Below are 16,957 nucleotides of genomic sequence, written 5' to 3'. Positions count from 1 at the left end.
CAAAAGTATAAAATTAAAGTATCTATCTTTGTAAAAAAATAAACTCAATTATTTTCTTTTCCCAAATCGAAAATAAACATTTCAATTATGAATACCTCTAAAAAAATACTTGTGGCTCCTTTGAATTGGGGATTAGGACACGCATCTCGTTGTATTCCAATTATTTACGCGCTTAAAGAAAACAATTTCACCCCTATTATTGCAAGTGATGGTGCTTCGTTACATTTATTAAAAAAAGAATTTCCAAACGATATTTTTGAAATCTTGCCAGATTATAATATTCAATATTCTGAAAAAGGAGAAGATTTTAGATTCAAAATTTTCAAACAATTGCCGAAATTATTTTTTGCGATTCGAAAAGAAAAAAAAGTACTTGATAAGATTATTAAGAAACATGAAATTTCTGGAATAATCTCAGATAATCGACCAGGGATTTTTTCGTCTAAAATCCCATCCGTTTACATTACACACCAAGTCAATGTGTTGTCGGGAAATACGAGTTGGATTTCGAGTAAATTTCACCAACATTTTATTAAAAAACATAAAGAATGTTGGGTGCCAGATGTTTCTGATGGTATTAATTTAAGCGGAAGATTAAGTCATGAAAACTCGGATTTAAAAAACATTAAATTCATTGGTCCGTTAACCCGATTTAAGAAAAAAAACTTACCAAAAAAACACGATTTACTTGTGGTTTTATCTGGTCCAGAACCGCAACGCACTTTGTTAGAAGAAAAACTTCGTATTGAATTATCTGAATTTAAAGGCGCTATTCTTTTTGTAAAAGGATTGGTGGAGAAAGAACAAAAAATGGCGAAACAAAACAATTTTACGTTTTATAATTATATGGAAGCGGACGAATTGGAAATTGCGATTCAAGAAAGTGAATATATCATTTGCCGTTCAGGTTATTCTTCTATTATGGATTTAGCTTTTTTAGGTGCGAAAGCGTTTTTAATTCCAACTCCAGGACAATTTGAACAAGAATATTTAGCCAAAAAACTAAAGAAAGAAGGAAGCGTACCAAGTTGTGCACAGCATAAATTCACGTTAGATAAATTGCAAAAAATTGATATATATAGCGGTTTTAGAACCTATAATTTTAACCGAAATTGGGTTGAATTATTTACTTGTTTTCAAGGTAAATGAAAATTCTGATCCTTTTTGAGGCGTACTTTGCACAAATATTTTTTCGTTGTGGGCTTCAATAATGTGTTTCACGATAGCTAATCCTAAACCAGAACCACCTTCTTCTCTTGAACCACTTTTACTAATTCTAAAGAAACGTTCAAAAATTCGTGATAAATGTTGTTGTTCAATTCCATCTCCATTATCTTGAATACGGACTAATACTTTATTTTTATTGATTTTCTCAACAGATATTTCTGTAGTACCATTTTCTTTTCCGTATTTGATAGAATTCATGACTAAGTTGGTTAAAACTTGTTGAATTTTATCTTTATCGGCATACACATGAATGGGAGAAATGTATTTTTCATCGAACATTAAAATGATATTTTTAGCATCTGCTTTCATTTCTAGCAAATCAAATACATTCTGAATTTCGCTGATTATATCGAATTTTGTGATTTCTAAGTTTAAATCGCCCACTTCAAATTTTGAAATCATATCTAAATCTTGCACAATACTTATTAATCTTTCTACTCCTTTGGAAGCGCGTTCTATGTATTTTACTCGTAAAGTTTTGTCTTTAATTGCGCCACCTTCAATAAGTGTGTCTAAATAACCTTGTACGGTAAACAAAGGAGTTTTTAGCTCGTGAGAAATGTTTCCTAAAAATTCTCTTCTATATTCTTCTCGAATATTTAACGATTCAATTTCAATTTTTTTCTCTTTAGCGAAGTTTCTAATGTCGTTTGTTAGAGAAGAAATATCCGTAGTAACAATTTTGTTTTTTAAAGAAGTCGCATCTAAAATAGAAACTTCATCGTAAAGTTTTTTGATACGTTTGTATATGAAAATTTCTACTCTATATTGAATTAAGAAAAAACTAAAAACAAATAGAGTAATAGGAAATACAAGTAATATGAATATGTTAATAGGTTGTACGAAGTGATTGTAAATCAACAAACTGAATACTACAAATAATGAAATATAAAAGGATGATTTAAAGGCAAACTTGTATGATTTTTTGAAATTAATCGCCATTTAATTCTATTTTGTAACCTACACCTTTAATCGTTTTAAAAACATCTTCATCAATTTTTTCACGAAGTTTTCTAATGTGAACATCAATTGTTCTACCACCAACAATTACTTCATTACCCCAAACTTTATCTAAAATTTCTGTTCTAGTAAACACTTTACCAGGTTTTGAAGCTAGTAAGTATAGTAATTCAAACTCTTTTCTTGGTAAAATGATGGTAATTCCGTCTTTAATTATTTTATATTCTTCACGGTTAATTTGTAAATTACCAACCGTTAACGTTTCTGAATTTTCTAATTCTTCGTCTTTTAATCTGCGTAATAAACCTTTTACTTTACTTACCAATAACTTTGGTTTAATTGGTTTGGCAATATAATCGTCGGCACCCACATCAAAACCTGCAACTTGTGAATAATCTTCACTTCTAGCCGTTAAGAAAGTAATAATAGTGTCTTTTAATTCTGGGATTTCTCTAATTTTTTCACAAGCTTCCATACCATCCATTTCTGGCATCATCACATCCATAATGATTAAATGTGGTTTTGTTTTTTGCGCTTGTTTCACGGCATCTTTACCGTTTTCAGCTTTAAAAACCTGATATCCGGCTTGCTCTAAATTGTACCCAACAATTTCTAGAATGTCCGGTTCGTCGTCTACCAATAATATCTTTATATCTTTCTTTTTCATATTAACTATAAAAGTAATTAAAAAATTTAATTTGTGTCAAAATTATATATAAAAACTACAAATAAAACGTGTTTACAATTATTTAATGTGTTAACACAAACTTAACAATCTGTGAACCTACTAATAACTTGCGGGTAACATTCACATAATTTACTTGGTCCTATTTTTGCATCAAAATAAATACAACCACAATGAAATTAAAATTTCTATTTTTCGGATTATTATTTACAATAATCTCTTTCGCACAAAATACGGCTAAAGTTAGCGGTATTATTACTGATAAAGATAGTAAACAACCAGTAAGTTTTGTTTCTATATCTTTAAAAGGTTTAATGGCAAATGCTGAATCTGACATTAATGGTAATTATGAAATTGCTATGAAGCCAGGTACTTACACAATAGTATATGCTTTTATTGGCTACAAAACTTTAGAAAAACAAGTTACAGTTGCTGAAAATGAAACGTTAAATTTAAACATTTCTTTACAAGAAAATTCAAATAGTATTGAAGGAATTGTAATTACTGGAAGCACAAACAAAACAAAAGAAACGGCTTTGTTAAAAGAACAACAAAAAGCGGTTGAAATGAAGCAAAGTATTGGTGCTCAAGAAATGTCAAGAAAAGGAATTAGTGATGTTGAAGAAGGACTAACTAAAGTAACAGGAATTACTAAAGTAGAATCGAGAGGTTTATTTGTAAGAGGATTAGAAGACAGATATAATAATTTATTGGTTAACGATTTACAAGCGCCTTCTAATAGTCCGTTTAAAAAAATCATTCCATTAGATTTATTTCCTACTGATATTGTTGGAGTTTTAGGTGTTTACAAAACGTTTAATCCAAATATTTCTGGAGATTTCGCTGGAGCAACCATTAATATTGAAACTTCTGAAGCGATGAAAAGCCAAACGAAATTAAATGTTGGGTTTGGATATACAACTGGTAATAATGGAGAAGATTTTTTAATGTCTGAAGACGCAAATACAACTCAAGGTACTTTAGGGATTTTAAAGAAAGACCGTGCTTTACCAGGTGTTTTTGGAAATGTTCCTTCAGGAAATTATTTAACATCTTCAGAATATACAGCTTCTCATAAGCAAAATTCTTGGAATGTTGATAAAGTTGGTAGCCCAATGAACACTAGTATTAGTTTATTACATACAGAAAAGTTTAAAGTGGGAGATGGTAACAATTTAAGTTATATCCTTTCCTTAAATACAGAAAACAAATATGTAATTAGAAAAGGAGTAAAAAGATTTTTCGATGCAGGGGATAGTAATTATACTACGAATGTTGAAAATTCAGAATATAAATATCAAACAGCTTCTTCTGCTTTAGTTGGAATTAAATACAAATCTTCTAGAGGTTCTATCGGATTGAATTCATTTTACTTACGATCTACAGAAAGTTTAATTCAAGACCAATTCGGGGTTTTAAATTACGCTACAAACAATCCAAATCGTTTAGTTAGACTTAATCAGTTTGAACAATCAGATTATTTTAACAATCAAGTTGTAGCAAATTATAACTTAACAAAAAATGAAAAGCATAGTGTAAAAGGAGGTTTTTCTTATGTAAAAACAGCTTTTGGTCAACCTGATAGAAAAACAATCATTGGTAACAGAGTTAATGAAACGGATATTAATATTTCTTATGGAGGAAATAATTTAAACAGACAATATTTAGATGTAAAAGGTAACTATTACATGAGTGGTTTGTTTGAGTATAATATGAAATTTGGAAAAGAAGTTAACAATAAAACAAATAAATTATCTGTGGGTTATAATGCGTTTAGAAATAATATGTATTCTACATATCGTTTTGTTTCTGGTGCGCCTTTAGGTAGCCAAGCTGCTTTCACAACAAACTTAAATGACATAAACGATGTTATTGCTGCAGACGTTGCTAATGGTAATGTAAGATTCAGAGAAGAATCTAATACAGATTATAAAGTAAAACTTGATCATTTTGTAAATGCAGGTTATGTTAATATGTTTTTAAATTTTGGAGAAAAACTTGAAGTTAATGCAGGTGTTCGTTTTGAAAACTCTGATAGAAAAATGAGTTCAAGAAGTTTAGGTGCTTCTGATTTTACTGCTCCTTACGATAAACAAATTGATAAAAAACTAGACATTTTACCATCGATAAATACAAAATACACGATTAACGAACAATCTAATATGCGTTTGGCGGTTTCTAAAACAATCACTAGACCAGTAACTATGGAATTGTTGCCTATTACTTATGTTGAGCCTGATGGTTCATCAGTAATTGGAAATCCAGATTTAAAAGACACTGAAAATTTAAATTTAGATTTAAAATACGAATTGTTTACTGACAAAAAAGACATGGTGGCTTTGGGTGTTTTTGGTAAAAATATTAACAAACCAATTGAAAGAATTCTTATTGCAACTGGAGGTTCAAATGCAACTACTTTTGATAATTCAAAAAGAGCTATTTTATTTGGTGCAGAATTAGAATTTATATTTCAATTAGAAAGAATTTCAAAACAATTTGAAAACATTTCTTGGGGTTTCAATACTTCAATTATGAAAACAAAAGTAGATGTTGATTTAGTTAACAATCCACTTGAAAATTCAAGTAGTAGAGAATTACAAGGAGCTTCAAATTGGTTAATTAATTCAGATTTAAAATATGAATTTGATTTTTCTAAAGAAGTTAAAAACACAGCTACTTTAGTATATGGTGTATACGGAAAAAGAATTTATGCATTAGGAACTGCAGGTTTAGATCATGTCTATGAAAAACCATTTAGTAAATTAGACTTTATTTGGAATACCAAATTATCTAAAAATTTAGATGTTAAATTTTCAGTGGATAACATATTAAATCCAAAGTACGAAAGAGAAATGGGCAAGAATAGTACAACAACTATCAATGAAGATTCTCTTGTAATGTTAAACAATAAAAGAGGTGTTGGATTCTCACTAAATATCGGCTATACTTTCTAACACAAATAAATACAGTTAGTTATAAATAAGAAATTCCCTTTTAAAAAGGGAATTTCTGTTTACAATAAGTTTACAAATACTAAAATCATTTAAAAATTTCATAATACTAAGCTAACTTTTTATTTCTCTAACCGAAATACATTTGCCATAACAAATTTAACAACTAAGACAATGAAAAAATTAATTTTAAGCTTAACAGTATTAAGCATATTATTTACAGGATGTTCAGAAGAAAGTGAAGAAACTGCAACACCAAGAGTTCCAGTTAGTGGAGAAATTACAGGTGATATTACTACAAGTAAAACATATGCTTTTGGTAATTATTCTTTAAGAGGAATTGTAAAAATTAAATCTGGAGTTACTGTAACAATTGAAGCGGGATCAAAAATCACTGCAGATGTTTCTAATGGTACTGATGCTTTAGTAGTAGAAAACGGTGGAAGATTAGTAGTTAATGGTACAGCAGCTGAACCAGTTGTTTTCACACACACAACATCTGAACCAGGTTCTTGGGGAGGTATTATTATGTATGGAGATGCGCCAATTGTTGGAACAGGTGGTGTAACTTCTGCAACTTCAGAAGATGGTTTAGCTACACCATACGGAGGAACTAACGCTTTACATAATGGTGGTTCATTAAAATATGTACGTGTAGAATATGCAGGTAAAAAAATTACTGATGGAACTTCAGAAATGAATGGTTTTTCTTTTTATTCAGTAGGTTCAGGTACAGTTTTAGAAAACTTAGTAGCTTATAAAGGTGCAGATGATGGATTTGAATTTTATGGTGGAACTGTAAATTTAATCAATGCTATTTCTTACGGAAATTATGATGATTCTTTTGACTGGCAAGATGGTTGGAGAGGACAAAACAATTCAAACTGGTATGCTTACCAAACTGGAACAGCTAATTTCGGAATGGAAATTGAAGCTAAAAGTTATAATAATGCATTTTGGCCAGTAGTTTCAGGTATAACTTTAAAAAGAGCTGCAGGAACACAAACTGAAAACGCTTCAATTGAATATGATGCTATTCAATTTAAAAAACAAGGTAACGGTGATTTTAGTAATATTAAAATCGAAGGATACACTGCTGTTGGTGCAGTTGCAATAAGAATTCAAGATGCTGGTACAAATACAGATCAAGTTAATGGATCTAAAATCAAGTTAACTAACGTTAACATTTTAAGTAGTACAACTCAAATTGGAACAGGAAGTGGATCTTTTACTACAACTTTCCCAGTTGGACAATTAACAACTAGTACAACATCAACAGGAGCAAGTTTAACAAATGGAACTTGGTCTACAGTTAACGGAACTACTTTATTACAATAAATAAATTTCAATATATTCATTAAGAGCGATCTAAGTTAGATCGCTTTTTTTGTGTTAAATTTTCCAATGTTACGAAATTGTTAAGTTTTTGTTTGGTAATTGTAAAAACATTTTGTAGTTTTACATTATTATTAATTATAAAACATATCTACTATGAAAAATTTAGCTCTAATTTTTGGTTTATTTATATTTTCAGCTTTCGGTTTTGCACAAGAAACACAACCAGTAGGTGAACAAATTTCAGAAAACACAATCAAAGTAACATATTATCATTCTAACGGTCAAGTAATGCACCAAGGAAACTATGTGGATGGAAAATCTGATGGTTTATGGAAATCATTTGATGAAGTAGGAAATTTAGTTTCAGAAGGTTCTTTTGAACAAGGTAAAAAAGTTGGCTTATGGAATTTTTATACTACAAAAGCACTTAGCGCTGTAGTTTATAATGATAATGCAGTAGCTAATGTTAAAAAATTCAACACAGATGCTTTAGCAGGAAAATAAAAAAACTAAAAACTTTATATAAAAAAAGCCCAGCAATTTGCTGGGCTTTTTTTATATTTCTAAATTCAATAATTATTGAAAAGCTTGTTCTAAATCGGCAAGTAAATCTGAAATATCTTCTACACCAACACTTAAACGAACTAAATCGTCCGTAATACCAATTTCCTTACGTTTTTCTTCTGGTATTGAAGCGTGTGTCATTAATGCAGGATGATTCGCTAAAGATTCAACTCCACCTAAAGATTCTGCTAAGGTGAATACTTTTACTTTCTCTAACATTTTAATCGCATCCGCTTTCGCACCCGATTTGAATGTGAAAGAAACCATTCCGCCAAATCCACCAATCATTTGTTTTTTAGCAATGTCATGATTTGGGCTGTTTTCTAATCCTGGATAATAAACTTTCTCCACTTTTGGATGATTTACCAAATATTCCGCCACTTTTGCACCGTTTTCACAATGTCTTTGTACACGTAAATGTAAGGTTTTGATTCCTCTTAAAACCAAATAACTATCCATTGGTCCTAATGTTCCACCCGTTGCAAATTGTGCAAAGTGTAATTTTTCGCCTAAGGCTTCATCTTTTACAATTAATGCACCAGCAATCACATCACTGTGTCCGCCTAAATACTTAGTTGCCGAATGCATTACGATATCTGCACCTAAATCTAAAGGTTTTTGTAAATATGGAGTGGCGAATGTATTGTCAACTGCAAAAAGTAAGTTATGTTTTTGAGTGATTTTCGCAATTTCTGCTATATCCGCTAGTTTCATTAATGGATTTGTTGGCGTTTCCACCCAAACCAATTTTGTGTTTTCATTAATTAACGATTGAAATTTCTCGTAATTCGTCATGTCCACAAAATGGAATTTGATACCATATTCTTGATAAATACGAGCAAACATTCTGTACGTTCCACCATATAAATCGTCCATAGCAATCACTTCATCGCCAGGTTTTAATAGTTTCATAACTGAATCTGTCGCCGCTAAACCAGAAGCAAAAGCTAAACCACGAACTCCGTTTTCAATACTGGCTAAAGCTTGTTCTAAAGCGGTACGAGTTGGATTGGCAGCTCTACTGTATTCGTATTCTGCTAAAGGCACACCTGGACTCGTTTGTACAAATGTAGATGTTTGATATACTGGTGGCATGACCGCTCCAGTACTTGGGTCGTGATGCTGATTTCCGTGAATTACTTTGGTATTGAATTTCATTTCTATTATATATTTAATCTTTTATATTCCTTGTTGTTTGTCGCCTCGTAATTGGCGGTATTGTTTTCTAGCTTCGGTAAAATAAATACTATCTGGATGTTCTAAAACCACTTTTTCGTATAAGCTTTTGGCTTTTTCCGGATCATTGAGTTGCTTATTATAAATTTCTGCTGAATAAAATAAGGCTTCATCTATATAAATCCCGTCTTTATGGTTGTCTAAAATCGTTTGATAGTAGCTAATTGCTTTGGCAAAATTACCTAATTTTTCATAATTTCTACCTACTTTATACAAAGTTCCTGCTTCAATGCTTTGTCCTTTGTGTTTGACTAAAATTTGCAAAAAGGCATCTAAAGCTTCCTTCGGTTTGTTTTGATATTCTAATAAATCGGCTTTTGAGAAATCTTGTAAAGCGACTTTTAAGGAATCTTCCGCCGAATTATCACTTATTAGTAAAAACAATTCCACAGCATCATTAGCAATTAATTGGGTTGACGCTTGTTTCAATTCTTTAGCTTGTTTTTTCGCCCAATCGAAATCTTTTTTAAAGAAACTCGTTTTCGCCATTCGCATGCTGGCTTCGTGTGAATACTCGTCGTTTGGTAAATCGTTCTGAATTTGCGCGTAATAAATAATGGCCTGATTGAACTTTTCGTTAAACACAAAAACATCTGCCAGTTCCATTTTGACTTTCGCTTTTTGACGAATATTCAATGGCATTTCCATCAATTTGTCTAAAAGTGCTTTTGCATTTTCGAAATCATTCTGATAAAAAGCTTTAAAATGTGAGGCTAAGATTTGTAAATCTACTGAAAATGGTGACTCGCCAAATTGACTCAATAAAGTATCAAATTTCGATTGAATTAATGGATAATTTTCTGGTTTTGCATTCGCGATTTCATTCTTCAATAAAAAATATTGAGCGTTTAAAATCGTAGATTCATCTGTTGTATTTTGCAAAATGAACTGAAAAATTGCTTGCGCCGTTTCGTTATCCTTTTCGTTGACACAAATTTGAGCCAATTGAATAATATCGTCAAATGATTCTGGATTTCTTTTATAGATAGATTTTTCCTGAATAAACGCTTTGTTGTATTCTTTCTGATTCACATACAACCAACTTAAAAATTGGTTCCAATAAATGTCTTGTGTTTTTTGAGTACGAAGTAAAAGTTCTTTTTTTAAGGAATTGACAAACACATTTTCCCCATCATCTTGCATGAAAAGTACAAGTTGATTTTGAACGTTTAAGGTCGCATTAACATTTGAATACGAATAATCTAAAAGTTTGACCACCATTACATCTAAATTCCCCATTTGGCCTTGAAGTAACGCCATTTGGTAATCGAAATTCATCCCAGAATTATTTTTCTGACCAATTTCATACGTGTTGTACGCTTGTTGTAATAAAGATTTTTGTTCGAAAGCTTGTCCAATTTGATAGGCGTAATTCGGCTGGTTTGCCACTGCATCAATTGCTTTTTTATAATACGAATCGGCTTTGGCTTGGTCTTTTTGCAATTGGGCATTATAACCTAATTCTACAAAAAATGTAGGTTGATTGGAGTTGCCTTTTTTATTTAAAAGTAACTTTTCAGCTTTGTCAAATTGTTTTAAACCTTGGTAACAGCTTACTAATTTTTGTGTGAAATAGAAATTTCCAGGTTGTTTTTTATCCAATTCTTCATACAACGAAGTGGCTTTGTCAAATTCGCCTTTGTCAAAGTAATTTTGCGCCAATAGTTCGTTTTGTGCGAAACCAATTAGCGAGCAAAAGAAAAATAGATATGTAAATATTTTTGTCATAGAATAATAAGCCACTAAATTAACAAAAATTAGTCAACTCGTGGCAAGGTTAGTAAATATTTAAGATTTGTGAGGGTTTATGAGTTGGTTTTGTATATTTGAAACATGATAAATAAATGGATTTCAATAAACGCATTGGTTTCAATAAGCATGTTTGCGTATATATTTTATACTAATTTAGGCGTTTCCGGTGGCGATATGGCCATAATTGCTTTAAATATTATTTTTGGTATATTCCAAATTATTATGATTGCTATTTTCACAAAAAGTACTAACGATAAAAAACACTTGATACTTCTTACTGTAGTCATTCTACAAATAATTGAACTGCTTGTTTTTTTAAAATGGGGATTTTCAATCAGTAAATATTTAAGTCAATAGTAATTCAAATGATATTAAAATGAATAAAATTATCTTACTATTTATGTTCACTTTAAGTTTCTTTACTATGCAAGAGAAATTTACAGAATGGACATGTGAAAATAAAGACAGAAAATATTTTGTTCGGATTTATGATAAAAAAATCAGCGTTAAAATTAATGAATCTGAATACAATTATAATTTAATAAATAAGAGAAAATTCAAAATGGAAAATGAATATTTTTATTATGAAATTAAAAACAATAAACTTCATATTAATTATTTTGTAAAGAAAACAAGGATTGCTGTTGACGAGATTGTTACGCTTGTGTTTTTAAAGAAGGAAACAGAATGATAAAAGCCACAAAGAAACATAACACGCTAATACTTAATTTTGGCTTTCTCCTTTTTTTCTGTACAATTATTATTAGTTGCGCGCCAGCAAGAGTGTTTGAAGAATGTAAGTCAGAGCTTTTGCCTTCAAGTAAAATGAAACTAGTAGAAATTGAAGACGACTTTTATATGGAGGATATTTATATAAAAGACACCTTTAACTTTAGTAATTTAGGAACGGATTCTTTTTATAGGATGGAACCCTATTTTATTCGAAATTTCAATAGCGAAAATTTTGAAGAATCTTATTTGAAAGGAACTTATTTATTTGACGCAGGTATTGATGAAGAGGTTTATAAGTATCTTTTAGATAATAATATTGATTTTAATGAAAGAAAATGTTTAGAAAAACTAGCAGAATTAATAAAAGTTAAAACTACTAATCATCCCGTTACAAGTTTTAAGAAAAGACTTTTAAGAAAGGAAAAATGTAGTTTCAGGTATAGAAAATATAAATTGAAAATGAAGTGTCTTTATATGGGAACAGGTTGCCTAATAATTCCAGATGCTAAATCAAAAAAGAATATCTTTATTAAGAGAATTAATAATGTGCCAGTTTATAAAATTATTGATTTTGAATTGGTGGGTAATTAGAATCTTTTCATATGGTTATATTTAAAAACAAAAAAGCAACTCCTAAAAGTTGCTTTTTCTATATATGAGAGATACTGAAACAAGTTCAGCATGACAAATTAGTTAATAATATCAAATCCAGTATATCTTCTTAATACTTCCGGAATTACGATTCCTTCTGGTGTTTGATAGTTTTCTAAAAGTCCCGCTAAAACTCTAGGTAAAGCTAATGAACTTCCGTTTAACGTGTGTGCCAATTGGTTTTTACCATTCGCATCTTTATATCTTAATTTTAATCGATTTGCTTGGAACGTTTCGAAATTAGATACAGAAGAAATTTCTAACCAACGGTCTTGCGCTGTTGAAAACACTTCGAAATCATATGTTAACGCTGAAGCAAATCCCATATCACCCCCGCAAAGCCTTAAAACTCTGTATGGTAACTTCAATTCCTGTAAAATTTCTTTCACGTGTTCTACCATTCCGTCTAACGCTGCGTATGAGTTTTCTGGTTTTTCGATACGTACAATTTCTACTTTATCAAATTGGTGTAAACGATTCAATCCACGAACATGAGCACCATAAGAACCTGCTTCTCTACGGAAACATGGTGTGTAACCTGTACATAAAATTGGTAAATCGTTTTCTGAAACTAAATCATCTCTGAAAATGTTAGTTACAGGCACTTCCGCAGTTGGAATTAAATATAAATTATCCGTTGCGTCATGATACATTTGTCCGTCTTTGTCTGGCAATTGCCCTGTTCCATAAGCCGAAGCTTCGTTTACTAAATGCGGCACTTGGTATTCTTTGTAACCTGCATCTGTATTTTTATCTAAGAAATATGAAATCAAAGCACGTTGCAATTTGGCACCTTTTCCTTTGTAAACTGGAAATCCTGCACCAGCGATTTTCACACCTAATTCAAAATCAATGATGTCATATTTTTTAGCTAATTCCCAGTGAGGTAAAGCACCTTCGTGTAATTTAGGAATGTCACCTTCTTCAAAAACATTTAAGTTTTCTTCAGGCGTTTTTCCGAAAGGCACAATTTCAGCTGGTAAATTCGGTAATTTGTATAATTCGTCTTGCAATTGGTTTGCAATCGCATTCAAAGTTTCGTTTAATGTTTTAGAATTTTCTCTAATTTGAGTTGTTTTTTCCTTTAAGATTTCGGCTTTGGCTTTTTCGCCATTTTTCATCATTTCGCCAATGTCTTTGGATAATTTATTAGATTCCGCTAAAAGATTGTCTAATTCTACTTGTGTGTTTCTACGTTTTTCGTCTAATTCCACAACAAGCTCTACAATAGCAGTAGCTTCGAAGTTCTTTTTCGCTAAGCGCGTAATGACTTCTTCTTTGTTTTCTCTAATAAAATGTACTTGTAACATGTTTGTTTGTTTTTGGAAAGCAAATGTAAGGAATTGTTGTAAATTTTTAGGAAAAGAAAATGCACAATTGTTAAATTACAATGTAAAGAAGGTTAAAATTGTTTAAAATTAAAATATTTTGCCTATTTTCGTGTTTTAATTTAAAAATAATGAAAAAAACTACCCAAATCTTTTTCGTTTTAATGACTTCTTTCTGTTTTTCGCAATCAACTGATTCGGAATTTAACGGAATGGTGGAGTCTGAAATGAAATCTGCCTCAACAATAATGAATGTTCAGGTAAATCCGAATACTCAAAATTATGATGTAACCTATCATGAGTTGCGTTTTACAATTAATCCGGCAGTTTCTTCAATAAGCGGAATTGTAAAAACTACATTTACAGCATTATCAAATATGAACAGTATCGCTTTTGATATGGCTTCAGCTTTAACGGTAAGTTCAGTTACGATGAATAGTGCTAATTTAACTTTTTCGGAAACACCAAATCAATTAAATATTAATTTTCCTGCAACAGTTACAACAGGAACAAGCGCTACAGTAATTATTACTTATAGTGGAATACCACCAAACACAGAAGGTGAATTTTCAAAATCGACTCATGCCGGAACTCCTGTTTTATGGACGTTGTCTGAACCATTTGGAGCTAGAAGTTGGTGGCCTTGTAAACAAGATTTAAATGACAAAGTAAATAGTATTGACGTTTATGTAACAGCTCCTTCACAATATAATTCAGTTGCAAACGGATTACAACAAAGTCGTGTTGTAGCAGGTGCAAGTGCTACAACACATTTTAAACATTTGTATCCAATTCCAGCCTATTTAATTGCAATTGCTGTTACAAATTATGAAATATTTAATCAGCAAGCTGGTTTAGGAACTGTCGCTAGTCCGTATTTTCCTATTGTAAATTATTTATATCCAGAAGAGTCGGCAAGTTCACAAGCGAGTTTGTCAGTAACACCTGCTATCATGAACTTTTTTGAAACGAAAATTGGACCTTATCCCTTTAGAAACGAAAAGTATGGTCATGCACGCGCTGGATTAGGTGGCGGAATGGAGCATACGACTGTTTCATTTATGAATAGTTGGAGTAGAAGCTTAATTGCACATGAATTGGCACATCAATGGTTTGGTGATAAAATTACTTGTGGTTCATGGAAAGATATTTGGTTAAATGAAGGTTTAACAGAATATATGGCAGGTTTAGTTGTGGAAGAATTTGATAATGCAGCTAGTTTTGTAAGTTGGAAAAATAGTAAAATTAACAATATTACTTCTTCTCCTACTGGAGCCACTTATTTAACAGATTTAGAAGCTTTAAACTCAAGTAGAATCTTTTCAGGTAGATTAACTTATAATAAAGGCTCAATGATCACACACATGTTGCGTTGGAAAATGGGAGATGTTGCATTTTTTAATGCATTAAATACATATCTTGCAGATCCAGCTTTGGCTTATGGTTATGCAGTTACGTCTAATTTTAAATCGCATTTAGAAACGGCTTACGGAGCTAGTTTAACAGAATTTTTTAATGATTGGTTATACAATCAAGGATATCCAACATATGATATTGTGGCGCAAAATTGGGGAGCAGGTCAAGCTAAAATCATTGTAAATCAAACACAATCTGATGCAAGTGTATCATTTTTTGAAATGCCTTTACAAATTAGATTATTAGGAAGTAGCGGACAAACGCATGATGTTGTAGTTAACAACACAACAAATGCTCAAGAATTTATTGTTTCCGTTCCTTTTGTTGTAACTGGAGTAACTTTTGATCCGAATAAACACATTATATCTAATGACAATACAGAAACTTTAGGAAATGAAACTTTTGATAGCGACAAAGCAGTTTCTCTATTTCCAGTTCCTGCAGAGAACGAATTAAACATTCAATTTCCAAGTAGTTTTACTTTGTATAAAGTTGAAGTTTTTAATAATTTAGGACAACTTTTGGCTACAGATTATAAGAATACAATCAATACTAGTCAACTATCAAGTGGGGTTCACTTTTTAAAAATTGAGACTTCAGAAGGAGTCTTTCATAAAAATTTCATAAAAAAATAGGCTAACCATAAAATAATATTAAAAAGTAAGGTGAAAACCTTACTTTTGCTTTTTAAATACAAATCAAAATACAATGATTCAAGTTGCACAAATACTTTTTATATTATCAGTTTTAGTAATTCTTCACGAATTCGGACATTATTTAACAGCTAGAATGTTTAAAATGCGAGTAGAAAAATTCTATTTGTTTTTGGATATTGGTTTTTCTTTAATCAAGAAAAAAATTGGCGAAACTGAATGGGGAATTGGATGGTTGCCATTTGGAGGTTATGTGAAAATTTCTGGTATGATAGACGAAAGTATGGATGAAGACCAAATGAAACAAGAACCTCAACCATGGGAATTTCGTTCAAAACCAGCTTGGCAACGTTTAATTGTAATGTTAGGTGGAATTATCGTAAATATATTATTAGCTTGGTTTATCTACACGATGATGTTTTCAACCGTAGGTCAAAAATACATTTCTATGGAGAAATTTCAGAAAAATGGATTAGCTTTTGGAGAAGTCGGGCAAAGTGTTGGTTTCAAAAACGGAGATAAAATTGTTTCTATTGACGGAAAATTACAACCAAAATACAATTGGGCAATAATTGACGTTTTGTTGAGCGAAGAAGTTATTGTTGATAGAAATGGGAAAGAAGTTAAGCTAAACTTAACTGACGAACAAAAAGGTGAAATTTTAGGAAGTGAAGGTAAAAACTTTATAAAACCAAGAATTGCTACAATTCTTATTGATTCCTTAGAGCCAAAATCAGAAGCTGTTAAAGCTAATTTCAAGAAAGGTGATTTAATAAAATCTGTAAACGGAAAAGAATTTACTTATTTCGATGTTTTTGCTGAGGATTTAAAAGGATTAAAAAATGATTCTATTAAAGTTGTTGTAGAAAGAAACAAACAATTAGTAGAATTAAACGCTAAAGTAAATAAAGAAGGTAAATTAGGTTTTTATCCAACTACACAAGATAAAAATGATTTTCTAATCACCAACAAGCTTTCTTTCGGTGAAGCGGTTTCAGCGGCTGTAAAGGAATCTTATCAATTATTAGTATATAATGTAAAACAGTTCAAATTAATATTAAAACCGGCTACAGGAGCTTATAAACAAGTAAAAAGCCCTATTGGTATTGCACGTCAATTACCAGATTCTTGGGATTGGGAATTTATTTGGAATTTTACAGCACTGTTTTCAATTGGTTTAGCCTTTATGAATTTATTACCAATTCCTGGTTTAGATGGTGGACATGCGTTATTTACAATCGTTGAAATGGTTACAGGTAAGAAATTATCAGATAAAGCAGCAGGTTATGTACAAACTGGAGGTATGATTTTCCTACTTTCATTAATGGTATTAACCTTTGGGAAAGACATTTACCAACTGATTTTAGATAAATTGATAAATTAATATAAAAAAGTGTCAAAATATTTTTGCTAAAATAAAAATTCAATTATATTTGCACTCGCTAAAAGAAACAAGCAACTTCC

14 protein-coding genes are annotated in these 16,957 nt (G+C 30.9%); 9 read left to right on the top strand and 5 right to left on the bottom strand.

All coding sequences use genetic code 11. The features are described from left to right. Nucleotides 1-87 precede the first annotated feature (87 nt). Nucleotides 88-1,149: a glycosyltransferase gene (locus G6N05_RS12090; RefSeq protein ID WP_166129608.1), complete on the top strand. Its 1,062-nt coding sequence runs from the start codon at nucleotides 88-90 to the stop codon at nucleotides 1,147-1,149. On the opposite strand, the gene G6N05_RS12085 is transcribed toward G6N05_RS12090, so the two are convergent. Both G6N05_RS12085 and G6N05_RS12080 read right to left on the bottom strand, forming a co-directional pair. Further along, nucleotides 1,123-2,169 carry a sensor histidine kinase gene (locus G6N05_RS12085; RefSeq protein WP_166129604.1) on the bottom strand — a complete coding sequence of 349 codons (1,047 nt, stop codon included), beginning with the start codon at nucleotides 2,167-2,169 and terminating at the stop codon, nucleotides 1,123-1,125. The genes G6N05_RS12090 and G6N05_RS12085 overlap by 27 nt on opposite strands. Next, a complete protein-coding gene (locus G6N05_RS12080) occupies nucleotides 2,159-2,854 on the bottom strand; it encodes a response regulator transcription factor (protein ID WP_166129599.1) in 696 nt (231 codons plus the stop codon). Before G6N05_RS12080 ends, G6N05_RS12085 begins: the two co-directional genes overlap by 11 nt. A gap of 191 nt (nucleotides 2,855-3,045) precedes the next feature. On the opposite strand from G6N05_RS12080, the gene G6N05_RS12075 reads away from it, so the two are divergent. The 3 genes from G6N05_RS12075 (at nucleotide 3,046) to G6N05_RS12065 (ending at nucleotide 7,665) form a co-directional block, all read left to right on the top strand. Then, nucleotides 3,046-5,826 carry a TonB-dependent receptor gene (locus G6N05_RS12075; protein WP_166129594.1) on the top strand — a complete coding sequence of 927 codons (2,781 nt, stop codon included), beginning with the start codon at nucleotides 3,046-3,048 and terminating at the stop codon, nucleotides 5,824-5,826. Nucleotides 5,827-5,997: 171 nt separating this feature from the next. Continuing rightward, the gene (locus G6N05_RS12070; protein ID WP_166129591.1) at nucleotides 5,998-7,161 is read left to right on the top strand and encodes a hypothetical protein; all 1,164 of its coding nucleotides are present in this window, start codon (nucleotides 5,998-6,000) and stop codon (nucleotides 7,159-7,161) included. A gap of 153 nt (nucleotides 7,162-7,314) precedes the next feature. Beyond that, nucleotides 7,315-7,665, top strand: a complete 351-nt coding sequence (locus G6N05_RS12065; protein ID WP_166129586.1) for a toxin-antitoxin system YwqK family antitoxin — start codon at nucleotides 7,315-7,317, stop codon at nucleotides 7,663-7,665. 72 nt (nucleotides 7,666-7,737) lie between these two features. Here the strand turns inward: G6N05_RS12065 and G6N05_RS12060 are convergent, their stop codons facing one another. Together G6N05_RS12060 and G6N05_RS12055 are read right to left on the bottom strand one after the other, a co-directional pair. After that, entirely contained in the window at nucleotides 7,738-8,883 is a 1,146-nt protein-coding gene (locus G6N05_RS12060) for a cystathionine gamma-synthase (RefSeq protein WP_166129582.1), read from the bottom strand. 21 nt (nucleotides 8,884-8,904) lie between these two features. Then, the gene (locus G6N05_RS12055) at nucleotides 8,905-10,689 is read right to left on the bottom strand and encodes a tetratricopeptide repeat protein (RefSeq protein ID WP_166129577.1); all 1,785 of its coding nucleotides are present in this window, start codon (nucleotides 10,687-10,689) and stop codon (nucleotides 8,905-8,907) included. Nucleotides 10,690-10,794: 105 nt separating this feature from the next. On the opposite strand from G6N05_RS12055, the gene G6N05_RS12050 reads away from it, so the two are divergent. The 3 genes from G6N05_RS12050 (at nucleotide 10,795) to G6N05_RS12040 (ending at nucleotide 12,036) form a co-directional block, all read left to right on the top strand. After that, nucleotides 10,795-11,070, top strand: a complete 276-nt coding sequence (locus tag G6N05_RS12050) for a hypothetical protein (protein WP_166129572.1) — start codon at nucleotides 10,795-10,797, stop codon at nucleotides 11,068-11,070. 19 nt (nucleotides 11,071-11,089) lie between these two features. Continuing rightward, on the top strand, nucleotides 11,090-11,404 hold the full coding sequence (locus G6N05_RS12045; protein WP_166129567.1) for a hypothetical protein: 315 nt from the start codon (nucleotides 11,090-11,092) through the stop codon (nucleotides 11,402-11,404). A 134-nt stretch (nucleotides 11,405-11,538) separates the two neighbouring features. Next, a complete protein-coding gene (locus G6N05_RS12040) occupies nucleotides 11,539-12,036 on the top strand; it encodes a hypothetical protein (protein ID WP_166129564.1) in 498 nt (165 codons plus the stop codon). Between the two features lie 98 nt (nucleotides 12,037-12,134). Here the strand turns inward: G6N05_RS12040 and serS are convergent, their stop codons facing one another. Next, nucleotides 12,135-13,406 (bottom strand): serine--tRNA ligase, encoded by a 1,272-nt coding sequence (gene serS / locus G6N05_RS12035; protein ID WP_166129560.1) that lies wholly within the window; start codon nucleotides 13,404-13,406, stop codon nucleotides 12,135-12,137. Nucleotides 13,407-13,555: 149 nt separating this feature from the next. On the opposite strand from serS, the gene G6N05_RS12030 reads away from it, so the two are divergent. Beyond that, nucleotides 13,556-15,475 carry a M1 family aminopeptidase gene (locus G6N05_RS12030; protein ID WP_166129555.1) on the top strand — a complete coding sequence of 640 codons (1,920 nt, stop codon included), beginning with the start codon at nucleotides 13,556-13,558 and terminating at the stop codon, nucleotides 15,473-15,475. A gap of 73 nt (nucleotides 15,476-15,548) precedes the next feature. Beyond that, entirely contained in the window at nucleotides 15,549-16,877 is a 1,329-nt protein-coding gene (rseP, locus tag G6N05_RS12025) for an RIP metalloprotease RseP (protein ID WP_166129550.1), read from the top strand. Nucleotides 16,878-16,957 lie beyond the last annotated feature (80 nt).

The organism is Flavobacterium bernardetii, from assembly GCF_011305415.1.
In the GTDB taxonomy this organism is placed as follows: domain Bacteria; phylum Bacteroidota; class Bacteroidia; order Flavobacteriales; family Flavobacteriaceae; genus Flavobacterium; species Flavobacterium bernardetii.
This window is presented reverse-complemented; position numbering and strand designations above follow the sequence as displayed.

Excerpts from the sequence above, each read along its gene's own strand:
- G6N05_RS12090 (WP_166129608.1), top strand. The coding sequence starts at position 88 with ATGAATACCTCTAAAAAAATACTTGTGGCTCCTTTGAATTGGGGATTA.
- G6N05_RS12085 (WP_166129604.1), bottom strand. The coding sequence starts at position 2,169 with ATGGCGATTAATTTCAAAAAATCATACAAGTTTGCCTTTAAATCATCC.
- G6N05_RS12080 (WP_166129599.1), bottom strand. The coding sequence starts at position 2,854 with ATGAAAAAGAAAGATATAAAGATATTATTGGTAGACGACGAACCGGAC.
- G6N05_RS12075 (WP_166129594.1), top strand. The coding sequence starts at position 3,046 with ATGAAATTAAAATTTCTATTTTTCGGATTATTATTTACAATAATCTCT.
- G6N05_RS12070 (WP_166129591.1), top strand. The coding sequence starts at position 5,998 with ATGAAAAAATTAATTTTAAGCTTAACAGTATTAAGCATATTATTTACA.
- G6N05_RS12065 (WP_166129586.1), top strand. The coding sequence starts at position 7,315 with ATGAAAAATTTAGCTCTAATTTTTGGTTTATTTATATTTTCAGCTTTC.
- G6N05_RS12060 (WP_166129582.1), bottom strand. The coding sequence starts at position 8,883 with ATGAAATTCAATACCAAAGTAATTCACGGAAATCAGCATCACGACCCA.
- G6N05_RS12055 (WP_166129577.1), bottom strand. The coding sequence starts at position 10,689 with ATGACAAAAATATTTACATATCTATTTTTCTTTTGCTCGCTAATTGGT.
- G6N05_RS12050 (WP_166129572.1), top strand. The coding sequence starts at position 10,795 with ATGATAAATAAATGGATTTCAATAAACGCATTGGTTTCAATAAGCATG.
- G6N05_RS12045 (WP_166129567.1), top strand. The coding sequence starts at position 11,090 with ATGAATAAAATTATCTTACTATTTATGTTCACTTTAAGTTTCTTTACT.
- G6N05_RS12040 (WP_166129564.1), top strand. The coding sequence starts at position 11,539 with ATGAAACTAGTAGAAATTGAAGACGACTTTTATATGGAGGATATTTAT.
- serS (WP_166129560.1), bottom strand. The coding sequence starts at position 13,406 with ATGTTACAAGTACATTTTATTAGAGAAAACAAAGAAGAAGTCATTACG.
- G6N05_RS12030 (WP_166129555.1), top strand. The coding sequence starts at position 13,556 with ATGAAAAAAACTACCCAAATCTTTTTCGTTTTAATGACTTCTTTCTGT.
- rseP (WP_166129550.1), top strand. The coding sequence starts at position 15,549 with ATGATTCAAGTTGCACAAATACTTTTTATATTATCAGTTTTAGTAATT.